This window comes from Cupriavidus sp. HY129, from assembly GCF_059492215.1.
Genome location: NZ_CP083254.1, coordinates 791,555 through 817,103, shown reverse-complemented (window position 1 = coordinate 817,103; position 25,549 = coordinate 791,555). Strand labels below are relative to the sequence as shown.

Annotated in this window: 25 protein-coding genes; 10 read left to right on the top strand and 15 right to left on the bottom strand. The window is 63.8% G+C overall.

The window, feature by feature from the left end; genetic code table 11:
- The first annotated feature begins 80 nt into the window (after nt 1-80).
- Nucleotides 81-863, top strand: coding sequence for a glycosyltransferase family 2 protein (locus tag K6G35_RS03735; protein ID WP_060784708.1), 783 nt, complete (start codon nt 81-83; stop codon nt 861-863).
- On the opposite strand, the gene K6G35_RS03730 is transcribed toward K6G35_RS03735, so the two are convergent.
- Both K6G35_RS03730 and dnaE read right to left on the bottom strand, forming a co-directional pair.
- A complete protein-coding gene (locus K6G35_RS03730) occupies nt 796-2,058 on the bottom strand; it encodes a glycosyltransferase (RefSeq protein WP_495676107.1) in 1,263 nt (420 codons plus the stop codon). The two genes, K6G35_RS03735 and K6G35_RS03730, sit on opposite strands and share 68 nt — an antisense overlap.
- Nucleotides 2,051-5,554, bottom strand: a complete 3,504-nt coding sequence (gene dnaE, locus K6G35_RS03725) for a DNA polymerase III subunit alpha (RefSeq protein ID WP_008643711.1) — start codon at nt 5,552-5,554, stop codon at nt 2,051-2,053. Before dnaE ends, K6G35_RS03730 begins: the two co-directional genes overlap by 8 nt.
- A gap of 177 nt (nt 5,555-5,731) precedes the next feature.
- Here dnaE and K6G35_RS03720 point away from each other — a divergent pair, with 177 nt between their 5' ends.
- Entirely contained in the window at nt 5,732-6,580 is an 849-nt protein-coding gene (locus K6G35_RS03720) for a sulfurtransferase (RefSeq protein WP_008643709.1), read from the top strand.
- Nucleotides 6,581-6,611: 31 nt separating this feature from the next.
- Here the strand turns inward: K6G35_RS03720 and K6G35_RS03715 are convergent, their stop codons facing one another.
- The 5 genes from K6G35_RS03715 to rpsP all read right to left on the bottom strand — a co-directional run bounded on the left by K6G35_RS03715 (nt 6,612) and on the right by rpsP (nt 9,680).
- The gene (locus tag K6G35_RS03715) at nt 6,612-7,292 is read right to left on the bottom strand and encodes a CoA pyrophosphatase (RefSeq protein ID WP_008643707.1); all 681 of its coding nucleotides are present in this window, start codon (nt 7,290-7,292) and stop codon (nt 6,612-6,614) included.
- Between the two features lie 146 nt (nt 7,293-7,438).
- Complete coding sequence (gene rplS, locus K6G35_RS03710; RefSeq protein WP_008643705.1) at nt 7,439-7,831, bottom strand: 50S ribosomal protein L19; 393 nt, start codon at nt 7,829-7,831, stop codon at nt 7,439-7,441.
- A 74-nt stretch (nt 7,832-7,905) separates the two neighbouring features.
- Nucleotides 7,906-8,688 (bottom strand): tRNA (guanosine(37)-N1)-methyltransferase TrmD, encoded by a 783-nt coding sequence (trmD, locus tag K6G35_RS03705; protein WP_008643703.1) that lies wholly within the window; start codon nt 8,686-8,688, stop codon nt 7,906-7,908.
- 19 nt (nt 8,689-8,707) lie between these two features.
- The gene (rimM, locus tag K6G35_RS03700) at nt 8,708-9,370 is read right to left on the bottom strand and encodes a ribosome maturation factor RimM (protein WP_035881535.1); all 663 of its coding nucleotides are present in this window, start codon (nt 9,368-9,370) and stop codon (nt 8,708-8,710) included.
- A 58-nt stretch (nt 9,371-9,428) separates the two neighbouring features.
- The gene (gene rpsP / locus K6G35_RS03695) at nt 9,429-9,680 is read right to left on the bottom strand and encodes a 30S ribosomal protein S16 (RefSeq protein ID WP_008643697.1); all 252 of its coding nucleotides are present in this window, start codon (nt 9,678-9,680) and stop codon (nt 9,429-9,431) included.
- Nucleotides 9,681-9,855: 175 nt separating this feature from the next.
- Here rpsP and K6G35_RS03690 point away from each other — a divergent pair, with 175 nt between their 5' ends.
- The 6 genes from K6G35_RS03690 (at nt 9,856) to K6G35_RS03665 (ending at nt 14,728) form a co-directional block, all read left to right on the top strand.
- Nucleotides 9,856-10,989, top strand: coding sequence for a PQQ-dependent sugar dehydrogenase (locus K6G35_RS03690; protein ID WP_495676106.1), 1,134 nt, complete (start codon nt 9,856-9,858; stop codon nt 10,987-10,989).
- Between the two features lie 184 nt (nt 10,990-11,173).
- Nucleotides 11,174-11,587, top strand: coding sequence for a hypothetical protein (locus K6G35_RS03685; RefSeq protein ID WP_008643693.1), 414 nt, complete (start codon nt 11,174-11,176; stop codon nt 11,585-11,587).
- Between the two features lie 230 nt (nt 11,588-11,817).
- On the top strand, nt 11,818-11,967 hold the full coding sequence (locus K6G35_RS03680) for a hypothetical protein (RefSeq protein ID WP_008643691.1): 150 nt from the start codon (nt 11,818-11,820) through the stop codon (nt 11,965-11,967).
- An 84-nt stretch (nt 11,968-12,051) separates the two neighbouring features.
- On the top strand, nt 12,052-12,543 hold the full coding sequence (locus tag K6G35_RS03675) for an NINE protein (protein WP_008643690.1): 492 nt from the start codon (nt 12,052-12,054) through the stop codon (nt 12,541-12,543).
- 32 nt (nt 12,544-12,575) lie between these two features.
- Nucleotides 12,576-13,508 carry a LysR family transcriptional regulator gene (locus K6G35_RS03670; RefSeq protein WP_008643689.1) on the top strand — a complete coding sequence of 311 codons (933 nt, stop codon included), beginning with the start codon at nt 12,576-12,578 and terminating at the stop codon, nt 13,506-13,508.
- 134 nt (nt 13,509-13,642) lie between these two features.
- Nucleotides 13,643-14,728, top strand: coding sequence for a PA0069 family radical SAM protein (locus K6G35_RS03665; protein WP_035881529.1), 1,086 nt, complete (start codon nt 13,643-13,645; stop codon nt 14,726-14,728).
- A gap of 21 nt (nt 14,729-14,749) precedes the next feature.
- On the opposite strand, the gene K6G35_RS03660 is transcribed toward K6G35_RS03665, so the two are convergent.
- Entirely contained in the window at nt 14,750-15,259 is a 510-nt protein-coding gene (locus K6G35_RS03660; RefSeq protein WP_495676105.1) for an Lrp/AsnC ligand binding domain-containing protein, read from the bottom strand.
- Nucleotides 15,260-15,367: 108 nt separating this feature from the next.
- On the opposite strand from K6G35_RS03660, the gene K6G35_RS03655 reads away from it, so the two are divergent.
- Entirely contained in the window at nt 15,368-16,672 is a 1,305-nt protein-coding gene (locus tag K6G35_RS03655; RefSeq protein ID WP_008643686.1) for a D-amino acid dehydrogenase, read from the top strand.
- Between the two features lie 78 nt (nt 16,673-16,750).
- On the opposite strand, the gene K6G35_RS03650 is transcribed toward K6G35_RS03655, so the two are convergent.
- The 7 genes from K6G35_RS03650 to K6G35_RS03620 form a co-directional block, all read right to left on the bottom strand.
- Nucleotides 16,751-18,535 carry an acyl-CoA dehydrogenase gene (locus K6G35_RS03650; protein WP_008643685.1) on the bottom strand — a complete coding sequence of 595 codons (1,785 nt, stop codon included), beginning with the start codon at nt 18,533-18,535 and terminating at the stop codon, nt 16,751-16,753.
- 120 nt (nt 18,536-18,655) lie between these two features.
- On the bottom strand, nt 18,656-19,591 hold the full coding sequence (locus tag K6G35_RS03645; protein ID WP_008643684.1) for an electron transfer flavoprotein subunit alpha/FixB family protein: 936 nt from the start codon (nt 19,589-19,591) through the stop codon (nt 18,656-18,658).
- A gap of 18 nt (nt 19,592-19,609) precedes the next feature.
- Entirely contained in the window at nt 19,610-20,359 is a 750-nt protein-coding gene (locus tag K6G35_RS03640; protein WP_008643682.1) for an electron transfer flavoprotein subunit beta/FixA family protein, read from the bottom strand.
- Between the two features lie 211 nt (nt 20,360-20,570).
- Nucleotides 20,571-21,365 carry a MetQ/NlpA family ABC transporter substrate-binding protein gene (locus K6G35_RS03635; RefSeq protein ID WP_495676104.1) on the bottom strand — a complete coding sequence of 265 codons (795 nt, stop codon included), beginning with the start codon at nt 21,363-21,365 and terminating at the stop codon, nt 20,571-20,573.
- A gap of 66 nt (nt 21,366-21,431) precedes the next feature.
- Nucleotides 21,432-22,085 (bottom strand): methionine ABC transporter permease, encoded by a 654-nt coding sequence (locus tag K6G35_RS03630; protein ID WP_008643675.1) that lies wholly within the window; start codon nt 22,083-22,085, stop codon nt 21,432-21,434.
- Nucleotides 22,075-23,109, bottom strand: a complete 1,035-nt coding sequence (locus K6G35_RS03625) for a methionine ABC transporter ATP-binding protein (protein WP_495676103.1) — start codon at nt 23,107-23,109, stop codon at nt 22,075-22,077. The genes K6G35_RS03630 and K6G35_RS03625 overlap by 11 nt, the downstream gene beginning before the upstream one ends.
- A gap of 173 nt (nt 23,110-23,282) precedes the next feature.
- A complete protein-coding gene (locus K6G35_RS03620; protein WP_495676102.1) occupies nt 23,283-24,206 on the bottom strand; it encodes a histone deacetylase family protein in 924 nt (307 codons plus the stop codon).
- Between the two features lie 164 nt (nt 24,207-24,370).
- On the opposite strand from K6G35_RS03620, the gene mltB reads away from it, so the two are divergent.
- Nucleotides 24,371-25,477 carry a lytic murein transglycosylase B gene (mltB, locus tag K6G35_RS03615; RefSeq protein WP_035881564.1) on the top strand — a complete coding sequence of 369 codons (1,107 nt, stop codon included), beginning with the start codon at nt 24,371-24,373 and terminating at the stop codon, nt 25,475-25,477.
- Nucleotides 25,478-25,549 lie beyond the last annotated feature (72 nt).

Sequence of the window (25,549 nt, the reverse complement as noted above, 5' to 3'; positions counted from 1 at the left end):
AACGGGAAAGGGACGCCGGGGCGACTGCCGCTAGAATGGCGGGCAGCGTCGGCGTGCGGAATCCCATTGCAAGCATCTCTATGAAAATCTCTGTCGTACTGATCACTAAAAACGAGGCACACAATATCCGGGAGTGCCTCGAGAGCGTCTCCTGGTGCGACCGCGCGATTATAGTGGACTCCGGCAGCACGGACGGCACGGTGGAAACAGCCCGCGCCATGGGCGCGGAGGTCCACCAGACCGCGACGTGGCCCGGCTTCGGTCCACAGAAAAACCTCGCCCTGTCCAAGGCACAAAGCGAGTGGGTACTCTCCATCGACGCCGACGAGCGCGTCACGCCGGAACTGCGCGATGAGATCCTGGCAGCCATCGCATCGGGTCAGGCCGACGCCTACGACATGCCCCGCCTGTCACGTTTCTGCGGCCGCTTCATCCGGCACAGCGGCTGGTACCCCGACCGCCTGACCCGCTTGTTCCGCGTGGGAAAGGCCAGGTTCACCGACGACCTCGTGCACGAAAACGTCGTCACCGACGGCCCGATCGCGCACCTCCGGAATCCGCTGCTGCACTACACCTACGACGACTTCTCGCAGGTGCTGCGCAAGGTCGATCAGTATTCGACGCTGGGCGCCACGCAGGCATTCCAGCGTGGCAAGACCGCCACGCCGGCCAGCGCGTGGCTGCATGGCAGCTGGGCATTCCTGCGCACCTACCTGCTGCGCCGCGGATTTCTGGACGGCCCGCAGGGCTTGGCCATCGCGCTGATGAACGGTCAGGCCAGCTACTACAAGTACATCAAGCTGTGGCTGCTGCAACAGCCGGCACGCCAGCCCGCCGCATCAGGCGATCCGCAAGCGCACTGAACGCCTGGGCCGTCGGCCTGAAGCCCATCTGCTCGATATGGGTCGCTGCGTGGGCCAGCAGTGACTCGCGCAGCGCAGCGTCCTGCAGGCCACGCCTGATCGCCGCCGCAAGCTGCGCGGCATCGCCCACCGGCACCAGCAACCCGGCGCGGCCATCGTCGAGGATCTCGCGCGGCCCCGTCGGACAATCGGTGCTGACCACCACCTGCCCGACTGCCAACCCTTCAAGCAGCACATTGGGCAAACCCTCCATCTTCGAACTGAACGCCAGGAGCCGCGACTTGCGAATCCAGGCATGGGGGTTCGACTGGAAGCCAGCAAAGGTCACGCGATCGGCGATACCGAGTGAACGAGCCAGCGCCTCGAGTTGCGGCCGCGATGCGCCATCGCCGACCAGCACCAGATTCTCGTCGATACCTTCCTTCGCAAGCTGCGCATAAGCGTGCAGCAGCGTCGTGAAATCCTTTTGACTTTCCTCGAGCCGACCGACGGACACGATGTACGGTCCCGCCGGCTGCGCAGAAGCATCGAGCGGCGCGTTCGCCCTTGCACGGATGCTGTCGAGGTCAATGGTGTTGTAGAGCCGCACGAGCTTGTCCGCCACATCGGGAATCAGCGCCCGCGCATCGTTCAACATGCTGTCGGTCAGCATCACCACGGCCGCGTAGTCGGTGCGGCACTGGTGCCGAAGCTTGCGCAGCTTGCGCCGATGACCCCGCTCGAGGTGCGCCACGCTGAAGTGCTGGTATCCCATCATCGGGACCGGCAGCGGACCGGTGATGCGCGACAGCGACATGTCGTAGTCGACCACCACGTCGTAGCCCTGCGCCAGCACCTGCCGGAAGCGGCGATTCATCAGCGGCTTGCGCACGGGCGGCAGCAGCACTTCCTCGTAGATCTTGCCAAGCGGCCCGAGCTTGCGCGCCTTCTTGAGCTGGCGGCAATGCGAGAGCCAGCGCTCGGGCGCCAGCACCTGAAGCTTCACGCCGGCCGGCAGCCGCGCGCGGAAATGGGTCTCGAGCGCCTCGGACGGATACGTCACCGTCAGGCCGATCTCGAACCCTTCCCGATCCAGCGCGTTGATCAGCGACACCAGCGACGTTTCGATCCCGCCGTGCAGGAAGTGCGTGACGTGAAACAGGACGCGCGGCTTGCGCTCGCCCTGTACGACCGGCGCCTTCGTCGGGTCAGCCATACAACACGCGCACGGTATCGCCCAAGGCGGTACGCAGGCTCGTCAACGCTTCCTCCGAAGGCGTGATCTGCCATTGGTCGCCCAGCATCGCCTCGCACTGCGCGGTCTTGTTGACATAGCTGATGCGAACCGGCACGCCGGGGGTCTGCGACACGTGGGCCAGGTACGGCGTCAGCAGCTCGCGCAGGCGCTCCGTCGAGGCATTGCCGTTGAAGCCGAGGCACACGGCATCGGCGTAGCGGGCGCGCGCGGCAACCAGGTCCTGCACCGAATCCGCCGTAAAGCGCACGCCGCCTGTGAAGGTGTCGTGGCGCGCATTGCCCTGCGCGATCAGCAGTTCGTCCTCGCGGAACATGTGACGGTTGGCGTCGTACAGCTCGTTGAACACCGTCATTTCGATCTGCGCGGTGCCATCGTCAAGCAGCACGATGATCAGCTTGCCGCGCTGGGTCATCTGGGTACGGATGCCGGTGATCACGCCGGCAATCACCTTGCCGCGCACGTCGCGGCCGTAGCCACCGCCATTGCCCTGCACTTCCTTTTCGAGCGCGGCAAGCGTGCCCTTGACGAACCGGCGCACCTCGTCGCGCGACGCATCGAACAGGTGACCGGAGAAGTAGTAGCCGAGCGCCTGCTTCTCTTCCTGCAGCGTGCGCTTGGGCGTCCAGCGCGGCTCATCCACCAGTTCGGGGCGATGCGACGCGCCGGCGTCATCCATCAGGTCGAACAGCGACACCTGGTTGGCCGACTCGGCCTTCTGGTCGGCCGCCTCCATCGCGATCGATACCGAGGCCAGCAACTGGGCGCGATTGTCGTTGAGACTGTCGAACGCGCCGGCGCGAATCAGCGCCTCGATCGTGCGGCGATTGACCTGGCGGCGGTCCACGCGCTCGCAGAAATCAAACAGGTCGTCGAATGGCCGCTCTTCCCGCGCGCGCAGGATGTCCTCGATCGCCCCCTGGCCCGAACCCTTGATGCCACCCAGGCCGTAGCGGATGGTCTTCGCATCGGTCGGCGCGAAACGGTACTCGCTGGCGTTGACGTCCGGCGGCAGCACTTCGATCTTGTTCAGGCGGCAGTCCTCATAGAGGATCTTGACCTTGTCGGTGTCGTCCATGGCCAGCGACATGTTGGCTGCCATGAATTCGGCCGGATGATGCGCCTTGAGCCAGGCCGTGTAGTAAGCCAGCAGCGCGTAAGCGGCCGCGTGCGACTTGTTGAAGCCGTAGCCCGCGAACTTCTCCATCAGGTCGAAGATGTCGTCGGCCTGCTGGGCGGTCAGCCCGTTCTTGTCGGCGCCCTCGCGGAACATGTCGCGGTGCTTGGCCATTTCCTCGGGCTTCTTCTTGCCCATGGCACGGCGCAGCAAGTCGGCGCCACCCAGCGAGTAGCCGCCGATGATCTGCGCCATCTGCATCACCTGCTCCTGGTAGACCATGATGCCGTAGGTCTCCTTGAGCACGGGTTCGACGCGCGGATCGGGATATTCGACCTTCTCGCGGCCGTGCTTGCGGGCACAGAAACTCGGAATGAGGTCCATCGGGCCCGGACGATACAGCGCCACGAGCGCGATGATGTCCTCGAAGCGGTCAGGCTTCGCGTCCTTGAGCATCCCCTGCATGCCGCGGCTTTCCAACTGGAACACCGCCACCGTGTTGGCGCTCTTGAGGATGTCGAATGCGGGGCTGTCGTCGAGCGGAATCTGGCTGCAGTTCCAGTCGGCCTTGCTCGGGTCGAGCCGGCGGATGTACCGCTCGGCCCAGTCGAGGATCGTCAGCGTGGTCAGGCCCAAGAAGTCGAACTTGACCAGGCCGGCCGCTTCCACGTCGTCCTTGTCGTACTGGCTGACCACGCCGCTCATGCCGTCCGTGCCCTGCGTGTAGAGCGGGCAGAAATCGGTCAGGCGGCCGGGGGCGATCAACACGCCACCAGCGTGCATGCCGACGTTACGCGTCATGCCTTCCACACGCTGCGCCAGTTCCAGCAACTGGCGCACTTCCTCTTCCGTGCGCTCGCGTTCGGCCAGCGCCGGTTCTTCCTTCTTCGCTTCCTCCAGCGTGACCAGCTTGCCGGGCTTGAACGGAATCAGCTTGGCCACGCCATCGACAAACCCGTAACCGAGATCCAGCACCCGGCCCACATCGCGCACGGCCGCCTTGGCGGCCATGGTGCCGAACGTGGCGATCTGCGACACGGCGTCCTTGCCGTATTTCTCCTTCACGTACGTGATCACGCGATCGCGGCCGTGCTGGCAGAAGTCGATGTCGAAGTCGGGCATCGAGACCCGCTCCGGATTCAGGAATCGCTCGAACAGCAGCGCGTACTTGAGCGGATCGAGATCGGTAATGCCAAGTGCGTAGGCCACCAGCGAACCCGCGCCGGAACCCCGGCCCGGCCCCACCGGCACGCCATTGTTCTTGGCCCAGTTGATAAAGTCCGCCACGATCAGGAAGTAGCCCGGGAAACCCATCTTGATGATGGTGCCGGTCTCAAACTCCAGACGCGCGTAGTACTCGGCACGCTTGCTCTCGCGCTCGGCTTCGTCCGGGAACAACACCAGCATCCGCTTTTCGAGACCCTCCTTGGCCATGAACACAAGGTAGTCGTCGAGCGACATGCCATCAGGCGTCGGGAACAGTGGCAGGCGTGGCTTGCCCAGCTCCAGCGTCAGATTGCAGCGCTTGGCGATCTCGACGGAGTTCTGCAGCGCCGACGGGATATCCGCGAACAGCGCGGTCATCTCGTCCTGGGTCTTGAAGTACTGGTCGGTGGTGAACTTGCGCGTGCGGCGCGGATTGGCGAGCAGTTCGCCCTCCGCGATACAGACGCGCGCCTCGTGCGCCGTGAAGTCGTCCGGCGTCATGAATTGCACCGGATGCGTGGCGACAACCGGAAGCTGCATTGACGCGGCCAGTTGCACGGCCTGCGGCACGTAGGCGTCGGTGCCAGGCTGGCCGGCACGTTGCAGTTCGATGTAATAGCGTTGCGGGAACACCCGGGCCCAATGCTCGGCGGCACGGCGCGCCGCCTCGACATTCCCATTGGCCAACGCCTGGCCGACATCGCCACCCATCGCGCCTGAGAGCGCGATCAGGCCGGTGGCCAGCGGCAGGCCTTCCTCGCCCGGCTCCTCGAGCCAGCCGGGCTCGAACTCGGCGCGGCCACGATGCTGGTTGCCAAGCCATGCGCGCGACAGCAGCGTGCACAGGTTCAGATAGCCGATGCGGTCCTGCACGAGCAGCAACATGCGCGCGGGCTTGTCGCGATCTTCGGCATTGGTCAGCCAGACGTCAGCGCCCACTACCGGCTTGACGCCCCCACCACGGGCCTCCTTGTAGAAGCGGATCAGGCCGAAGGCGTTGGCGAGGTCGGTCAGTGCGAGCGCGCCCATCCCATCGCGGGCGGCGGCCTTGACGGCATCGTCGAGGCGGACGATGCCGTCCACGATCGAATACTCGGAGTGCAGGCGGAGGTGTACAAAGCGGGGTGCGGACATAGGGCGCCATTGTACCGGCTCCCCCATCGCCGCACTTGGGGGTTTTTGCGCAGGCGCAATGCGAAGCGCCCCCGAAGAGGTGTCGGGATGCGGCCTGAGGGGCTATAATTTCGCCTTTCCAATCAGGCAGTTATCGAGCACCCTCGTTTCGGGTGCCCGGCCCTGGCAGCGTCACCCATGCAGATCGTCAATATTTCCGCTTACAAGTTCGTCACGCTCGAAGACATCGAGACCCTGCGCCCCGTCATGCGCGAGCGCTGCGACGCGGCCGGCCTGAAGGGCACGATCCTGCTCGCGCCGGAAGGCATCAACATGTTCCTGGCCGGCACGCGTGAGCAGATCGACGAATTCATGGCATGGCTCCACGCCGATGCCCGGTTCGCGGACATCGCGCCGAAGGAAAGCCTGTCGGAAAATCAGCCCTTCAAGCGCATGCTGGTGCGCGCCAAGAAGGAAATCATCACGATGAAGATGCCGCTGATCCGCCCCGAGGCTGGACGCGCGCCTTCGGTGCGCCCCGTGGATCTGAAGCGCTGGCTCGACCAGGGACATGACGACGAGGGACGCCCGGTAGTGATGCTCGATACGCGTAACGCATTCGAGGTGGCGGTTGGCACCTTCGACAAGGCGGTGGAGTACGGTATCGACAAGTTCAGCGAATTCCCGCCAGCCGTGGCGGAGAACATGGCCGAGTTCGAAGGCAAGACCATCGTGTCGTTCTGCACCGGCGGCATCCGCTGCGAGAAGGCCGCCATCCACATGCAGGAAGTGGGAATCGACCACGTCTACCAGCTCGAGGGCGGCATTCTGAAGTACTTCGAGGAAGTCGGTGGAAGCCACTACAACGGCGACTGCTTCGTGTTCGACTACCGGACCGCCCTGAATCCGAACCTGGAACCCGCGGGGCCGGTTCAGTGCTTCGCGTGCCGCGCAGTGGTCACGCCCGAGGAGCAGCAGCACCCGAAGTACGTGGTGGGCAAGAGCTGCCCCCACTGCACCGACACCGCAACTCAGGCCGCGGCCTGACGAAGACCAATGGAGCGGGCGGCGGCGCGGCTCAGGCCGCGAGCAGGTGGTAGAGATTGCGCAGCATGCCCGCCGTCGCGCCCCAGATAAAGCGCTGACCGCCGCCTTCGCGCGGGTAAGGCATGGCGTAGAACATGCGCTCGCCGCCTTCCCAGCGGAACAACCGGCGCTCATGCCGGGCAGGGTCCATCAGGAATGCCAGCGGCACTTCGAAAATATCGGCCACCTCGCGCTCATCGGCACGGAGCGTGAACCCTGAATGCACCAGTCCGACAACAGGGCTGACGTGATAGCCGGTACCGGTGATGTAGTCCGGTAGCGATCCCAGCACTTCGACGTAGTTGCGGGTCAGCCCGATCTCTTCCTCGGTTTCGCGCAACGCCGTGGCGATGCGATTGGCATCGTAGGTTTCCTGCCCGCCTCCCGGAAAACTGATCTGCCCGGCATGGGCATTCAGATTCGCATTGCGCTGGGTAAGCAGCACCGTCAGACCATCCGAACGCTCAACCAAGGGCACCAGTACCGCCGCTTCACGCAAGCCGCGGGTCCGGTCGTACACACGGGATTCATCGGTCAGTTCGGGTTCCCACGCCGGTGGCGCAAGCAGACGATGCCGGATGAAATCCGGTCTCATGCGCGGCGTGGAGAGGGGGGCGTGGCGGCTATCGGTCTCGATGATCGGTAGCGTTTCAGGATCGAATGTTGGACGCATAGCGCTTTCAAGTATGACAGAAGCGCGTAATGTTGCACGGCAGCAAGAACGCTTGGCGTTGCGCCGCCGCCAAACAAAAAGGACACCCGAGGGTGTCCTTCGCAATCCGGCACGGCGCCAGTTACCCGGCGCCTGACAGGGAAAGCTTATTCCGCGGCAACGGCGGCCGGCTTGGCCTTCATCACCAGCTTTTCCTTGATACGTGCCGACTTGCCCGAGCGCTCGCGCAGGTAGTACAGCTTCGCGCGACGTACGTCACCGCGACGCTTCACTTCGATGCCGGCGATCAGCGGCGAGTACAGCTGGAACGTACGTTCCACGCCTTCACCCGACGAGATCTTGCGCACGATGAAGGACGAGTTCAGACCACGGTTACGCTTGGCGATCACCACGCCTTCGTAAGCCTGCACGCGCTTGCGATTACCTTCAACCACGTTCACGTTGACGATAACGGTATCGCCAGGCGCGAATGCGGGGATGGTCTTGTTCGCGGTCAGACGCGCGATCTCTTCCTTCTCGATTTGCTCGATGATGTTCATCGTTTTCTCCATAACCATCGTGCCAGCGTTGGATGCCCCAGACACTTGCTGGGCCCCGGCAGAGGATGGGGTTTTCACTTGGCGGGAGCGAACTCCTGCCCTGCTTTCGCCGCCAGTTCCGACAAGAATTTCTCGTCAGCCTTGGACAACAATCCTTGCTCGCGCGCGGCCACGATCAGGTCGGGACGCTTGCGCGCGGTATTGGCCAGCGCCTGCCGGCGCCGCCACTTCTCGATCTCGGCATGATGGCCCCCGAGCAATACATCGGGCACCCGCACACCTTCATATTCTTCCGGCCGCGTGTAATGCGGACAATCGAGCAGGCCATTGACGAAACTGTCCTGGACCGCCGACTGCGCATCGCCCAGCACGCCGGGCAAATGCCGCACCACCGCGTCGATCAGCGCCATCGCCGGCAATTCGCCACCCGACAGCACAAAATCGCCGAGGCTGATTTCCTCGTCCACGCGACGATCGATCAGACGCTGGTCGATCGCTTCATACCGGCCGCATAACAGCACCAGGCCGGGCCGTTGCGACAACGCCATGACCTTCTCGTGCGTCAGCGTCGCGCCTTGCGGCGACATCAGCACCACGTGCGGCCTGCCAACACCTGCATCCGACTGCGCCGCTGTGGCGGCGTCGATCGCGTCCTCGAGCGGCTTGGCCAGCATCACCATGCCGGGTCCGCCACCATAGGGCCGATCGTCAATCGTCCGGTAGTTGTCCACGGTGAAATCCCGCGGATTCCAGGTACGCAACGCGTAGCGCTGCTGCTTGGCTGCCCGGCTGGTGATGCCCCAATCGGTCAGCGCGCGAAACATCTCGGGAAACAGCGTGATTACATCGAACTGCATCCGCGCCTCCCCTGACACTTCAGTAATCGAGCCCCCAGTCCACCACGATCCGCCTGGCCGGTGTATCCACCGTCCGCAGGAACGCGTCGACAAACGGGATCAGCCGCTCAGCGGCCTTACCGTCCGGTAGCTCGTAGGCCACCTGAAGGATCTGATGGGCGCCATTGTCGATCAGGCCGGTCACCTCGCCGAGCGATTCGCCCTGCTCGTTGACTACGGCACAACCAATAAGGTCGACCCAGTAAAACTCACCCTCTTCCGCCGCGGGAAAATCCGCGCGCCGGACCCAGACACGACGCCCCTTGAGCATTTCGGCCACACCGCGGTCCGAAACGCCGGCCGGCTGCGCAACCACGGTACCGCTGTGTTCACGCGACTGGGAGATCTTGATGCTGACAGCCTCGGCCGACTGCGCCGGCGCCGACACCACGCCGGCCGGCGGCGCGCGAAGCAGCCACCAACGGCGGGCGTGGAGCAATGCGGAGGCGTCGTCCGCATGTGGCTGGACCTTGATCCAGCCTCGGATACCATAAGCCGCGCCCACATAGCCAACCTCGACCAGATCGTCGGGCAGGCTGTCCGTGAACAACAGCGCGGCGGGCAGTTTTTCCTGCCGGCCGGAGGCACCGCCTTGCGTGGCGGCCAGATTCAACGGCTTGCGGCCAGGGGCATTGCCAGTCACTTTAGCGGTGCGTCAGTTCTGCATCGGCGCGCCATACGGGCACGCCGCGCAAGACCTATCAGGCTGCAGCCTTGCCGGCTTGCTTGACCAGGCGGGCAACGGTCGGCGACAGTTGAGCGCCAACGCCTTGCCAGTAGGCCAGACGGTCCTGCACAACGCGCAGGCCCTCTTCCTTGTCGGAAGCCAGCGGGTTGTAGAAGCCAATACGTTCGATGAAACGGCCATCGCGACGGTTGCGCGAATCGGTAGCAACGATATTGAAGAACGGGCGCTTCTTGCTGCCGCCGCGAGCCAGACGGATTACGACCATGTTAATTCCTCGAAAAAACGGGAGCGTGCGAACACGAAACGCAAGAGTATAGCCCACTTCCCGAGCCCAAACAAACACTTAGGACTTTCCCGCCCTGTTCGGCTCCATCGGTGCGCTTTTGACGCAACATGCGGCCAGCCAGACCGTGGCGAAAACCGTGAACCGGAGGCATGACATGCGGCCAAATCGACACATTGCGAATTACCTCGCGAAATTCCTCTGCAGGCTGGCGCTACTGGGTGCCGTCTGGTCTGCGGCGACGGCGCAGGCCGCCCTGCCGATCGACGAGATCCGGCTGCCGCCGGGCTTCAAGATCGAAGTGCTCAGCGACGACGTGCCCGGCGCGCGAGCCATGACGCTGTCGCCGAAGGGCACGTTGTTCGTGGGCAGCCGCGCGGAGGGCAAGGTATATGCGTTGGAGTCGCCGCTCGGCCCACATCCGAAGACGCGCGTCATCGCGTCCGGACTCACGATGCCCGTGGGCGTCGCCTTTCGCGATGGCGCATTGTATGCCTCATCGACGTCGCGCATCGTACGGCTCGACAACATCGAGGGCCGTCTTGACGACCCGCCGCGCCCGGTCACTATCAGCGACAAATTTCCGACCGAAACCCATCACGGCTGGAAGTTCATTGCATTTGGACCTGACGGGTATCTCTACGTGCCCGTCGGCGCGCCATGCAATATCTGCGCGCCGGATGAGAACCGCTACGCGAACATCATGAAAATGAAGCCCGACGGTTCCGACCTGCGCGTGGTGGCCCGGGGCGTGCGCAACACGGTTGGCTTCGACTGGCACCCCGTCACGCACGAACTGTGGTTCACGGACAATGGGCGCGACTGGCTCGGCGACGACCAGCCCGACGACGAACTGAATCGATTGACGCGTGAAGGCGAGCACTTCGGCTTTCCGTATTGCCACGCCGGCACAATTGCCGACCCGGAGTTCGGAAAACAGCGCCCGTGTTCGGCGTTCACTCCGCCAGTCGCCAAGCTGGGGCCACATGTGGCCGCGCTCGGGATGCGCTTCTACACCGGCACGCAGTTTCCGCCGGAATACCGCAAGAACAACATCTTCATCGCCGAGCACGGTAGCTGGAACCGATCCACTGCCATCGGCTACCGGATTGCGCGGATCGTGCTCGATGATGATGGGCGCGTCATTCGCCAGGAGATTTTTGCCGAAGGATGGCTGCGCGACGGCAAGGCGTGGGGTCGCCCGGTCGACGTGCAGGTGGCAAGCGACGGTTCGCTGTTGGTTAGCGACGACAAAGCCAATGCGATTTATCGCATCCGCTACGCGCCCTGAAACCGCTTCGATACCGCGCCAATGCTGGCCTGGCGCGGCATCGAAGTAGACGCGCCAAAGCTGACAAATTTGACGAAACAATCCGTTACACCGGTAACGGGATTGGCATTGGCGGTCACACGGCCCCTGCGTACCATGAACCCAACTCCTGACTTCTCTCAGCAACAGGACCTTGGGATTCCGCATGTTTACCCGCCCCCTCCTGCGCCTTATGGTGGCTGGTACCGTGGCTGTTGCCAGCCTTGGCGGCAGCATTGCAGTCAGCCACGCGCAAGTCGCCTTCTGGCATCACAACCGCACCGATCGCACGGTGCAGGCGGTGCGTTCTGCCAACGGATGGGAGATCGCCAGCGTGCGGGCGGAAAATCGCGATCATGTGCAGGCACAGATTGATCGCATGGAAGCAAGGGCCCGTAACGACGACCGTCTGAGCGGGCGCCCCGCCAGCCCCGGCGGGCGCGACGACGAGCAACGCGCACGCCAGCCCGGTGGCGGCGATCGCAACAGCCCCGGCGAAGCCACGCTCCGAAATGCCGAAGCACACCCCGGCAATGTTGGCCCGGGATGGCAGGCGCGCGGACGGGACGGCGGACGCTAGCCGCGACGATGGCTTGTCACGTAACCGGAACTTCCACGCGCTCCCCTTTGTCTCTACATTTGTGCGTGCTGATTGACGCCGCACAGGCTGCCGCCCGGCGCTGTCCGGAGTCGCACAGCGTGCCGTCGTTGCGCAGACGGCAACCGACCTGACCTGCCTCTGCCCGGTACCCACTGATCGACACCAAGGTCGGGCGCAGCCTCCACAAGACATCCCTGTCGAGGTTCATCATGTCCCCGCTTTTTTCGGACCTGGCCCGGCACGCGGGCCATTTGTCATTGTCAGTGCTGTTCATGCTGCTGCTGACGCTCGTGCTGTACAGCGAAACGCATATCTCCGTGCTGGTATCCGGCGTTCTGGCCTCCGTCTGGCCGTTCTGACCACTGGGGTATCGGTCCGGGCCCGGCGTACAATGTGCGACCACTGCCCGCCATGGCGGCCATACCGTCTCCGTCCCCATACCGATGCCTGCAGCCAGCCAAGCCCCCGCCATCGCCACTGAAGCCCGCAACACACGCGGCAAATCGAAACTGGCCACCGTTGCGCTGGCCTTCCTGCTCGGCAGCCTTGGAGCGCATCGCTTCTATCTGAAAGGGCTGGGCGACAAGTTCGGCTGGGTCCACCTGCTTTGCACCGTAGCAGGCGTGCTCGGTATCGCCTCGCTGATCCTCGGCACGGGCAATACCGCACTGAACTGGGTCTTCGCAGTGGCCGGCGGCGCGTCCCTTATCAGCGCCTTCCTGACGGCCATCGTGTTCGGGCTGCGCCCCGACGACAAGTGGGATGCGCAATACAACCCTCATGGCACGCCCACGCGCTCGGGCTGGCCCGTGGTCATCCTGATCATCTTCTCGCTGATGATCGGCACCGGCCTGCTGATGGCAGGGCTTGCCATCAGCTTCCAGACGTTCTTCGAATCGCAAGTCGAAGCAGCCAAGGCGCTCTCGCAGGAATAGCCGACGGCCTGGCCCCACTTCGCGCGCCAACGATGCCGTTCGACCTGACCGATATCGCGGTCTTCGTGCGCGCGGCGGCGCTCGGCAACCTGTCGGCGGCCGCACGCGATCTGGGACTGTCGACATCGACTGCCAGCGCCCGGCTCCAGCGCTTGGAGGATCGGCTAGGCACCCGCCTGCTACATCGCACAACGCGCCGCCTTTCGCTCACCGGTGATGGCGAGCAGTTCCTGACTCATGCCGAGCCATTGCTGGCCGCATCGGAGGTGGCCGCGCAATCCGTGGGCCGAGGCGCGGAGGTTCCACACGGCCCGTTGCGTGTCACGGCGCCTGCCTCGTTTGGACGCCAGCATGTCTCGCCGGCGATCCCCGCCTTCCTGTCCACCTACCCGGGCATCACACTGGATCTGCGCCTGAGCGACCAGATCGTCGGTCTCGTCGATAGTGGGATCGACGTCGCGCTCCGCATGGGCGCGCTCCCCGATTCCTCGCTGGTCGCCAGGCCGCTCGCACCCAGTCATCGCGTGATCTGCGCATCGCCGGAATACCTCGCGCGGCACGGCACCCCTCGGCACCCGGAAGACCTGCGCAATCACAACTGTCTGATCCTTGGCGATCAATCGACCTGGCGCTTCGATACCCCAGTCGGCGAAAGCGCGGTGAGCGTGCGGGGCACGCTACGCGCCGATAACGGCGAGGTGATTCGCGACGCGATCATCGCGGGCATGGGCATCGCGCTGAAGTCGACCTGGGATGTGGCGCCATACCTGCGCCGCGGCGAGTTGGTCACCGTGCTGGATGAGTACCCGATATTGCCGGTCGTCTCGATCTGGGCGGTCTATCCGAGCCGGCATCTGGTTCCCGCCAAGACACACGCCTTCGTCGACTTCTTTGCCAACTGGTTCGGCTCCCCGCCCTACTGGGATCGCGACGACGCACCTCCCTTGGCCACACCTACCGTCTGACCGGATCTGAAGCCCGTCGGAGGTTCAATCCCCAGGGCGCACATTCCATCAGGGCGCTGAGCAGGGCACTGGTATCTCGCCGGCAATACTGTATATTTATACAGTATTGGAGATTGTACGAGTCAAGAGCCCCCATGACGTCACTACCCGATGGTTTCCGCAAGGGAAGAGGCGCGCTGTCCAACACGGAATCGCGTTTCGACAGCCTGTCCCGAGAGGCGGATGCGGCCATGCTTGCCGATCTGGAAGCCTTGCACGGCGAGTCTCCCGCGCCACGGACAACGATCGCGATCGAGCCAGCCAGGACGATCATCTCGCGCAACCAGTCGCCCGATGTTCCGTTCGACCAGTCGATCAACATGTACCGGGGTTGCGAGCACGGATGCTCGTACTGTTTTGCGCGACCGAATCATGCCTACCTGGGCCTGTCGCCCGGTCTCGACTTCGAGACGAAACTGTTCGCCAAGCCAAATGCCGCTACGCTGCTCGAGCAGGAACTCCGCAAGAAACACTACAAGCCGAGCGTCATCGCGCTCGGCACCAACACCGATCCGTACCAGCCGATCGAGCGGAAATTCGAGCTCACGCGCGGCATTCTGGAGGTGCTGGAACGCTTCCAGCACCCGGTGGCCATCACGACCAAGTCGTTCCTGGTGACGCGAGATATCGACATCCTTGCCCGCATGGCCCGCAACGGGCTGGCGCGCGTGTTCATATCCGTCACGACGCTTGATGCCGATATCGCCAGAAAGATGGAGCCTCGCGCCAGCACACCAGCCAAACGGATCGAAGGCATCCGGTTGCTGGCCGAGGCCGGCGTGCCGGCCGGGGTGCTCTTCGCCCCGGTGATACCGGCGCTCACCGATTACGATCTGGAAAACGTGCTGAAGGCCTGCAGCGAAGTCGGGGCAACGTCGGCTGGATTCGTCATGCTGCGCCTGCCGCTAGAGGTTCACGACATCTTCATCGAATGGCTCGAGCAGCATTTCCCCGGCCGCAAGCAGCATGTGCTGAGCATCATCGAGAACATGCGTAACGGTAAGCACAACGACGCGACATTCACGAGCCGGATGCGCGGGACTGGCATCTTTGCCGAGCTGGTCCGCAAGCGTTTCGAACTCGCGTGCCGGAGGTTTGGGCTCAATCAGGAACGCCATCCGCTGCGCACCGATCTGTTCCGCGTGCCGCCCGAGGATTCGCCGCAGGGTAGCCTTTTCTGAGCCGGCAGGCCTGGAGCCGCGTCAGCCCGGCTGACTGCGCTCCTTCTCGTCCACGGCGATCGCCAGCGTCTCCTTGATCTCTTCCATCACCACGTAGCTTTTCGACTGCGCCGCGCCCGGCAGTTGCAGCAGGATGTCGCCGAGTAGCCGGCGATATTCGCCGATCTCGCGGATGCGTGCCTTGATCAGGTAGTCGAAATCGCCCGATACCAGGTGACACTCGAGCACCTCGGGGATCCGCAGCACCTCGCGCCGGAACTGCTCGAACATGTTGCCCGACTTGTTCCCAAGAGAGATCTCGACGAAGACCAGCAGCGCGCTGCCGAGCAGCGCCGGGTTCAGCCGCGCGTAGTAGCCCATGATGACCCCGTCGCGTTCGAGCCGCTTCACCCGCTCGATGCACGGCGTAATGGTCAGCCCGACGGCCTCCGCCAGCTCCTTCATCGAAATCCGGCCATCGGCCTGCAGGACCCCCAGAATCCTCCGATCCAGCCGATCCAGCGCGCGTACCGGCTGACGACTCGTTCTCATGATTTTTTCCTGTTTTACAGAGAAATTCGGTAACTATGACTGCCTTGAAGTCAATAGTATAGAAGCGAATTCTCCCACACATCCATTCCGCAGTAGAGAGCCCCCGACATGCGCGTTCTAATTCTTGGCAGTGGCGTTATCGGCGTCACCAGTGCGTGGTATCTGGCCCGCGCCGGTCACGAAGTGATCGTGGTTGACCGCGAAGGCGGCCCCGCCCTTGGCACCAGCTTTGCCAACGCCGGCCAGATCTCTCCGGGCTATGCGTCGCCGTGGGCAGCACCCGGCGTTCCGCTCAAGGCGATCAAGTGGATGTTCCAGGAGCACGCACCGCTCACGATCAAACCCGACGGCACGCTGTTCCAGCTTCAGTGGATGTGGCAGATGCTGCAGAACTGCACTGCCGACCGCTATGCGGTGAACAAGGAGCGCATGGTGCGTCTGGCCGAGTACAGCCGGGATTGCATCCGCGCGCTGCGCGCGGATACCGGCATCAGCTATGAAGGCCGCCAGCAGGGCACGCTCCAGGTGTTCCGCACCGACGCGCAATTGGAAGCCGCGTCGCGCGACATCGCCGTGCTCGAGGAAGCCGGCGTGCCATACGAATTGCTTTCGCGCGAAGAACTCGCCGCGAGCGAACCGGCGCTCGCCGCCGTCGGCCACAAGCTGGCCGGTGGCTTGCGCCTGCCGAACGACGAAACCGGGGATTGCCAGCTGTTTACGGAACGGCTGGCAGCCATGGCTGAATCGATCGGCGTGCAGTTCATCTACAACCGCTCGATCGACGGCCTGCTGACGCAAGGCGATGCGGTGACCGGCGCGATCGTCGAAGGGCAACCGATGATGGCCGATGCCGTGGTGGTGGCGCTGGGCAGCTGGTCCACGCCGTTCGTGAAGCACGTGCTGCCGGGCCTGTCCAACCTGCCCGTCTATCCGCTCAAGGGCTTCTCGATCACGGTGCCGCTCACCGATGCATCGAAGAGCCCGGTGTCGACGGTGCTCGACGAGACGTACAAGGTGGCGATCACGCGCTTCGACGACCGCATCCGCGTGGGCGGCATGGCGCAGATCGTCGGCTATGACCGCTCGCTCGATCCGAACAAGCGCCGCACGCTGGAACACGTGGTGAACGACCTGTTCCCGGGCGCGGGCGATGTGAGCCGTGCCACGTTCTGGACCGGCCTGCGCCCGATGACACCCGATAGCACTCCGGTGGTTGGCCCCGCTGGCATCCGCGGCCTCTGGCTCAACACGGGTCACGGCACGCTTGGATGGACGATGGCCTGCGGCTCGGGCCAGTTGCTGTCCGATTTGGTCTCGGGCACGCGCCCGGCAATCCGTGCCGACGACCTCTCGGTGGATCGCTACCGCAAGCAGCCGCGCACACACCACTTGCCACGGCCGCTACCGGCCTGATCCTTCGGCACGGTGACGAAAAAAAGGGCGACCCCGAGGGGTCGCCCTTTTCATTGCCTTGATACCCGGTGCGCCGGATCAGAACTGATCCGCCGTCAGCGCGTTGGCCGGAGCGCCACCGTCCACAATCGCGGCGCGCAATGCCGATGCCTGGGACAGGATGTGCTGGCCGAAGAAATGCGCCGTCGCGATCTTTGCGTCGTAGAAGGCTGGATCTTCCGCGCGCTTCGCATCGGCAACCAGCATGGCACGGCCGAACTGCCAGCCCGAGAACACGATGCCGCACAGCTTCAGGTACGGCACGCTACCGGCGAACACGGCATTCGGGTCCGCCTTCGCGCTGCCGATGACGAACGCCACCACGGCCTCCAGCGCTTCACGCCCCTGCTTCAGTTGCGCCTGCACCGCCGTGAACGCGTCACCGCCGTGCTTGCCCAGCGCCGCTTCGGTCTCGGCGATCTGCGCGCAGATCGCGCGTGCCATGGCACCGCCATCGCGCACGGTCTTACGGCCAATCAGATCGTTCGCCTGGATCGCGGTCGTGCCTTCATAGATCGGCAGGATGCGCGCGTCGCGATAGTGTTGTGCCGCGCCGGTTTCCTCGATGAATCCCATGCCGCCGTGAACTTGCACGCCCAGGCTGGTCACGTCGATCGACAGCTCCGTGCTCCACCCCTTCACCACCGGCACCAGGAACTCGTACAGCGCCATGTTCTGACGACGCACGCCCTCATCCGGATGCTGGTGCGCGACGTCGCTCGCGGCGGCGGCCACGTAGGCCACCGAGCGAGCGCCTTCGATCAGCGCGCGCATCGTCATCAGCATCCGCTTGACGTCCGGATGATGGATGATCGTCACGGCCTCGCGGGCCGAGCCATCGACCGGACGGCTTTGCACGCGCTCCTTCGCGAACGCCACGGCCTGCTGGTAAGCACGCTCGGACACGGCGATGCCTTGCATGCCCACCGAGAAGCGTGCCGAGTTCATCATGATGAACATGTACTCAAGCCCGCGGTTCTCCTCGCCAACCAGCGTGCCAATGGCGCCACCGTGATCGCCGAACTGCAGCACGGCTGTGGGGCTGGCCTTGATACCGAGCTTGTGTTCGATCGACACGCAATGCACATCGTTGCGCTCGCCCAGCGAGCCGTCCGCATTGAGCAGGAACTTCGGCACGATGAACAGCGAAATGCCCTTCACGCCTTCGGGCGCGTTCGGGGTGCGTGCCAGCACGAGATGGACGATGTTCTCCGCCATGTCGTGCTCGCCATACGTGATGAAGATCTTGGTGCCGAAGACCTTGAACGTGCCATCGCCCTGCGGCTCCGCGCGGGTCCGCACGGCGGCCAGATCCGAACCGGCTTGCGGCTCGGTCAGGTTCATCGTGCCGGTCCACTCGCCCGAGATCAGCTTCGGCAGGAAGGTTTCCTTCTGGGCATCCGATCCGGCAGTCAGCAGCGCCTCGATCGCGCCGTCAGTCAGCAACGGGCAGAGCGCGAACGACAGGTTCGCGGCATTCAGCATCTCGTTGCACGGCGTGGCCACCAGCTTCGGCAGACCCTGGCCGCCGAAATCGACCGGATGCAGCACGCCCTGCCAGCCGCCTTCGCCAAACTGGCGGAACGCGTCGCTGAAACCCGGCGTCGTGGTCACCACGCCATCCTTCCAGCTGCTCGGGTTCAGATCGCCCGCGCGGTTCAGCGGCGCCACGACCTGTTCGTTGAACTTCGCGGCCTCTTCCAGCACGGCCTGTGCCGTATCGGGCGTAGCGTCTTCATAGCCGGGCAACTGGCTGATGCTTTCCAGGCCCGCCAGCTCGTTCATGACGAACTGCATGTCCTTGAGCGGTGCACGATAGGTCATTAATGTCTCCAGCGTTTGCAAAAAAGCCGCTCGCGGGCGATACCCGGAACGGCTTCATTCTTCTTGTTCGATCGACCGGCTTTCCGCCGGCCGATCAGGCCATAAGCCCGGTGTTACCTATCAGCCCAGTGCGGCCACCAGCTCCGGCACCACGGTGTTCAGGTCGCCCACCAGACCGTAGTCGGCCACCGAGAAGATCGGGGCTTCGGCATCCTTGTTGATCGCGACGATCACCTTGGAGTCCTTCATGCCGGCCAGATGCTGGATCGCGCCGGAGATACCGACGGCGATGTACAGCTGCGGGGCAACGATCTTGCCGGTCTGACCAACCTGGTAGTCGTTCGGCACGAAGCCGGCATCGACTGCCGCGCGCGATGCGCCCAGCGCAGCGCCCAGCTTGTCGGCCAGCGGCGTCAGCACCTTGGTGTAGTTCTCGCCCGAACCCACGCCACGGCCACCCGAGACGATGATCTTGGCGGCGGTCAGTTCCGGACGATCGCTCTTGGTCACTTCACGCGACACGAATTGCGAGATGCCAGCGTCAGCCACGACCGGAATCGTGTCCACGGAAGCCGAGCCACCCTCGGCAGCGGCGGCGTCAAAGCCGGTACCGCGCACGGTGATGACCTTGATCTTGTCCGACGACTTCACGATGGCGATGGCGTTGCCAGCGTAGATCGGGCGCTCGAACGTGTCGGGCGAGTCGACCTTGGTGATGTCCGACAGTTGTGCCACGTCCAGCTTGGCGGCCACGCGCGGCAGGACGTTCTTGCCCGAGGCGGTAGCCGGAGCCAGGATGTGCGAGTAGTCGCTGGCCACGGCCAGGATCTGCTCGGCGAGGTTCTCGGCCAGGCCGTCACCGAAGTACGGTGCGTCGGCCAGCAGGACCTTCGACACGCCGGCGATCTTCGCGGCGGCATCGGCGGCAGCCTTGGCGTTCGAGCCGGCCACCAGCACGTGGACATCGCCGCCGCATTGGGCAGCTGCCGTCACGGTGTTCAGCGTGGCGGCCTTGATCGATTGATTGTCGTGTTCAGCAATGACGAGTGCAGTCATGTTCTATCTCCCCCGCGCTCAGATAACCTTGGCTTCCGTCTTCAGCTTCTGCACCAGCGTGGCCACATCCGGGACCATCACGCCAGCACTGCGCTTCGCGGGCTCTACGACCTTCACGGTCGACAGACGCGGCTTCACGTCGACGCCGAGATCTTCCGGCTTGACGGTTTCCAGCGGCTTCTTCTTGGCCTTCATGATGTTCGGCAGCGTGACATAGCGCGGCTCGTTCAGGCGCAGGTCGGTGGTCACCACGGCCGGCAGCTTGATCGACACGGTCTCCAGACCGCCGTCCACTTCACGGGTCACCGATGCCTTGCCGTCAGCCAGCACGACCTTCGAGGCGAAGGTGGCTTGCGGCATGCCGGCCAGCGCGGCCACCATCTGGCCGGTCTGGTTCGAGTCATCGTCGATGGCCTGCTTGCCCAGGATCACCAGTTGCGGCTGCTCCTTGTCGATCAGGGCCTTGAGCAGCTTGGCCACGGCCAGCGGCTGCAGGTCTTCGTTCGACTCGACCAGGATGCCACGGTCGGCGCCGATGGCCATCGCGGTACGCAGGGTCTCCTGGCATTGCGCCACGCCGCACGACACGGCAATCACCTCGGTGACGACGCCGGCTTCCTTCAGGCGCACGGCCTCTTCCACGGCGATTTCGTCGAACGGGTTCATGCTCATCTTCACGTTGGCCAGGTCGACGCCCGTGCCATCCGACTTCACGCGGACCTTGACGTTGTAGTCCACCACCCGCTTGACTGCGACGAGTACTTTCATGCGCTCACTCCACTGATAGCTGATAGTCCAAAATTTTTTGAATCGCTCGCCATTATAACCACCGGGGTGGCGGCGCTTTTGATTTTCGAACGATCGTACTATTTTATAGGCAAAGAATTGCCGGGCATAGCCGGCAACTCAGAAAATTTTCACGCCATTGTGCCGCAGGATGCCCTGCGCGCACAGGGTTTGGATGAAAACCTCGAAAAGATCACCACGCAGTGATCACAGAATCCTTGAACGTAGCCTGGATGTACTGCTTGATTTCCGGCGAGTGGTACGCCTTCACGAGCTTGGCCACCCACGGCTTGTTCTTGTCGGCCTCGCGGATCGCGATCAGGTTGGCGTACGGGCCCTTCGGACCTTCCATCGCAATCGCGTCGCGGGTGGGCGACAGGCCAGCCGATTCCGCGTAGTTGCCATTGATCGCGGCAGCATCAAGGTCGTCGAGCGAGCGCGGCAGCTGGGCGGCGTCGAGCTCCACGAGCTTGATCTTCTTCGGATTCTCGACCACGTCGAGCGGCGTCGCCTTCAGGCCGGCGTCGGGGCGCAGCTTGATCAGGCCCTTGCTTTGCAGCAGCAGCAAGCCGCGACCACCATTCGTCGGATCGTTCGGCACGCCGACGCGGGCCCCCTGCTTGATCTGGTCAAGCGACTTGATCTTCTTCGAGTAGACCCCCATCGGGAACGTCACCGTGAAGGCCACGTTCGTGAACTTGTAGCCACGGTCCTTGATCTGTGCCTCGAGGTACGGCAGGTGCTGGTAGCTGTTGGCATCCAGATCGCCGGCAGCCAGCGCGGCGTTCGGCTGGATGTAGTCACTGAACTCCACCACCTGGATGGTCAGACCATCCTTGGCTGCCACCTTCTTCACCTGCTCCATGATCTGGGCGTGCGGGCCACCCGTCACGCCGACCTTGATCGGCTTTTCCTGCGCGAATGCGCCAGCCGACACCACCACACCCAGCGCGACGATGGCGCCCTTCAGCACGTTACGACGTTGCATGTTTTACCCCAAGGTTTCCCTGTGAATTGCTTTGCGTTGCTTTGATTGATTTGAGCGGCCGTTGTATCAGCGATGGCTGATGCGGCGGACCAGCCAGTCGCCGAAACTCTGCACGGCTTGCACGAACACGATCAGGATCACCACCACGGCAACCATGACTTCCGTGATGTAGCGCTGGTAGCCGTAGCGGATGCCGAGGTCACCCAGCCCGCCGCCGCCGATCGCGCCGGCCATGGCCGAATAGCCAACCAGGCTGACGAACGTGATGGTCAGACCGGCCACGATACCGGGCATGGCCTCTGGCAGCAGCACCTTCCAGACGATCTGGCCCGTGGTGGCGCCCATCGACTGCGCGGCCTCCACCAGCCCCTTGTCGACCTCGCGCAACGAGGCCTCCACCAGACGGGCGATGAACGGGATCGCCGCGATCGTCAGCGGCACGACCGCAGCCGTGGTGCCGATCGAGGAACCGACGATGAAACGCGTGAACGGGATCACCACCACGAGCAGGATGATGAACGGGATCGAACGCACGGCGTTGACGACCACGCCGATCGTGCGGTTGAACAGCGGGTGCGACAGCACACCACCACGATTCGTCAGATGCAGCAGCACGCCCAGCGGCACGCCCAGCAGCGAGCCAACCACGCCAGAAATCGCCACCATCAGCAGGGTCTCGCCGAACGACGACAGGAACAGGTCAAACATCTCAGACCACATGTTCGAACTCCTCCACCACTACGCCTTGCGACTGCAGATAGTCCATGGCCGCGCGTACATCGGCCAGTTCGCCCGTGGCCATGATTGCCAGCGAGCCAAATGCCTGGCCCTGGATCTCATCGATATGGCCATGCAGGATGTTGAAATCGAGCCCGTGCTGGCGGATTGCCTGTGCCAGTACCGGCTGATCGACGTTTTCGCCCGTAAAAGCAAGGCGATAGACGTGATCGCGCCCATTGCCAAGACGGCTTTCCACGCGCTTGAGCACGCTCACCGGCAGTTCCTGGGCAATGACGTCGCCGATCATCGCGCGCGTGACTTCGTGCTGCGGACGCAGGAACACGTCGATCACGCGACCCGATTCCACCACCTGGCCGGCCTCGAGCACGGCCACGCGGTCGCAAACCTGTTTGATCACTTCCATCTGGTGCGTGATCATCACGATGGTCAGGCCAAGCTCGCGATTGATCTGCTTGAGCAGGTCGAGAATCGCGCGCGTCGTTTCAGGATCCAGCGCCGAGGTTGCCTCGTCCGACAGCAGCACCTTCGGCTTGCTGGCCAGGGCCCGCGCAATGCCGACGCGCTGCTTCTGCCCGCCACTGATCTGGGCGGGATAGCGGTCACGCAGCTTCGACAGCCCGACCAGTTCGAGCAGCGGTTCCACCGTCGACGCGATCTCCTGCTTCGACTTGCCGGCCAGCTCGAGCGGCAGCGCCACGTTGTCATAGACCGTGCGCGACGACAGCAGGTTGAAGTGCTGGAAGATCATGCCGATCTCGCGGCGGGCCTCGCGCAGCGCGCCCTTGTCGAGCGCGGTCAGATCCTGGCCGGCGACGATCACGCGGCCGCTGGTGGGCCGGTTCAGCAGGTTGATGGCGCGCACCAGCGTGCTCTTGCCGGCGCCGCTTCGGCCGATGATGCCGAAGATCTCACCGGAGGCGATGGAGAGGCTGACGTCCCTCAGCGCATGAACTTCCCCCGATCCGCCGGGGAACCGCTGCGAGAGTCCTTGCAGTTCAATCATGGAAAGTAAAAAGAAAACGGCAACATCGCGGGGTCCCCTGCGTTGTTGCCGCACTTTATTTTTGTGAAGCGAACATTTTATGCGATCCGCTTCATACCTCAAACGAGATTTTTTCGATGGCTTTATGCGCTAGCGTCATATAGACGCCCGAATAAGAGGTGCTTTTGTCACTTTCAGGTCTCGACCAGCACCTTCAGGTGGGCGAATACGCTTCGCGCCAGGGCGCTAAGGTTGTACCCCCCCTCCAGGCAACTCACGATGCGGCCCTTCGCATGAGCGCGCGCCACGTCAACGAGCTGCTGCGTGATCCACGCATAGTCCTGCTCGACCAGCCCCATCTGTCCGAGGTCATCCTCGCGGTGCGCATCAAAGCCGGCGGAGATAAACAGCATCTCGGGCTTGAATTCATTGAGCCGCGGCAGCCAGATCGTTTCCACGACCTCGCGCACGGCCAGGCCGTTGGAGTACGCGGGCAGCGGGATGTTCGACATGTTCGGCGCGAAGTGCTCCGTGCCGCTGTACGGGTAGAACGGGTGCTGGAAAAAGCTGCACATCAGCACCTGCGGGTCGTCGCGGAAGGCGGCCTCGGTGCCGTTTCCGTGGTGCACATCGAAATCGACGATCGCCACGCGCGACAGGCCGTGCGCCGTCAGCGCATGTCGTGCCGCGATCGCCACGTTATCGAAGAAACAGAATCCCATCGCGCGATCGGGCTCGGCATGATGGCCCGGCGGACGCGCACAGCAGAACGCGTTCTCCAGTTCGCCGGCAATGACGGCATCCGTGGCAGCCACCGCCGCACCAGCCGCATGTCTGGCAGCGGTGAGCGTGTGCGGGTTCATCAGGGTATCGGGATCGATCGGGTGGTAGCCGGTGGCGGGACTCATCGCGGCAAGGCTGGCCACATATTCGGGTCGATGCACGCGCTCGATTTGCGCGTCGGTGGCAGCCGGCGCCTCCCGCCGGTCCAGCAGGCCATCCATCCCATGCGAAATCAGATGGTCCTCGATAGCCTGCAGGCGTTCCGGGCATTCAGGATGGAAATGCCCCATCTCATGCATCAGGAACGACGGATGCGTGTAGTAGCCCGTTGACATTATTCGTTTTGGGTCAAGTTCGTCTCCAGACGCTACGTTAGCACATGACGTGCCCCGCGCTTCTACGCCTGTTGGCTGTCGTGTACGGCACGCCGGAATACGCCCTCGACGAGGCGTCGCGTACATCGCATCCGCTATACTCGGTGCGACTTGCAAAGGACAACATGACCGACCACCAGCGCACCCTGCGCCGCCCGCTGCTGGGCGCCGCACTCACCGCTGCCGCATTGGGCCTGTGCGGCATTTCTCCTCGGCTTCTCGCCGCCGGCAAGCGCCGCGTGAGCGTCCGGGAAGAGGAGATCGAACCGGGCCGCTATCAGAATCATCCGCAAACCCGCGCATTCATCGACGAGATGGTGGCCAGCAACGGCTTCCAGCGGGCCGAACTCGAGGGCTGGTTCAGCCAGGCGGTCTATTCCACGACGGTCGCACGGCTGATCATGCCGCCGACCACCCCGGGCAAGAAAAGCTGGCGGGCGTACCGGTCACGCTTTATCGAACCGATCCGCATCAACGCCGGCGTGCGCTTCTGGCAGCAGAACCGCGAGACGCTGCGTCGCGCCGAGGCCGAGTTCGGCGTGCCGGCATCGGTCATCGTCGGCATCATCGGGGTGGAGACGATCTACGGGCGCGATATGGGCAACTTCCGCGTCCTGGACTCGCTCTCGACGCTGGCGTTCGACTACCCCGACACCCCGAACCGTGAGGCGCGCACCAAGCTCTTCCGGAATCAGCTCGCCGACTACCTGCTCTGGTGCCGCGACACCAAGACCGACGTATTTTCGGTGCTGGGCTCCTATGCCGGCGCAATCGGCATCCCGCAGTTCATGCCCACGAGTCTGCGCGAGTACGCGGTCGACTATGACGGCGACGGGCATATCGACCTGCGCAATAGCCCGACCGATGCCATTGGCAGCGTCGGCCGATTCCTGCAACTGCATGGCTGGGAACAGGGACGTCCGGTGGTCTGGCAGATCGCCAACGACGATGGCAGCCGAGGCGTTGCCGCGGCCGCGGCCGACGGCGAACCGTGGCCGACACGCACGCTCAACCAGCTCACGCGCGCCGGACTGCGCGTGGACGAACCCATCGACGTCGCCCGCGAAGGCGAAACAGGCGTGTTGATCGCCGATCTCCCAACGCCTGACCAGCCGACCGAATATGTGATCGGCCTGCGCAACTTCTACGTGCTGACGCGGTACAACCGGAGCTTCTTCTACGCGCTGACGGTGTATCAGCTTGGTGAGGCCGTGAAGGCCGCCATGGCCTGAACGCCCAGCGGCAACAGCAAAGAAAAAGGCCCCGCGGCGCAAGCCTGCGGGGCCTTTCTTTCAGGGCAGGTC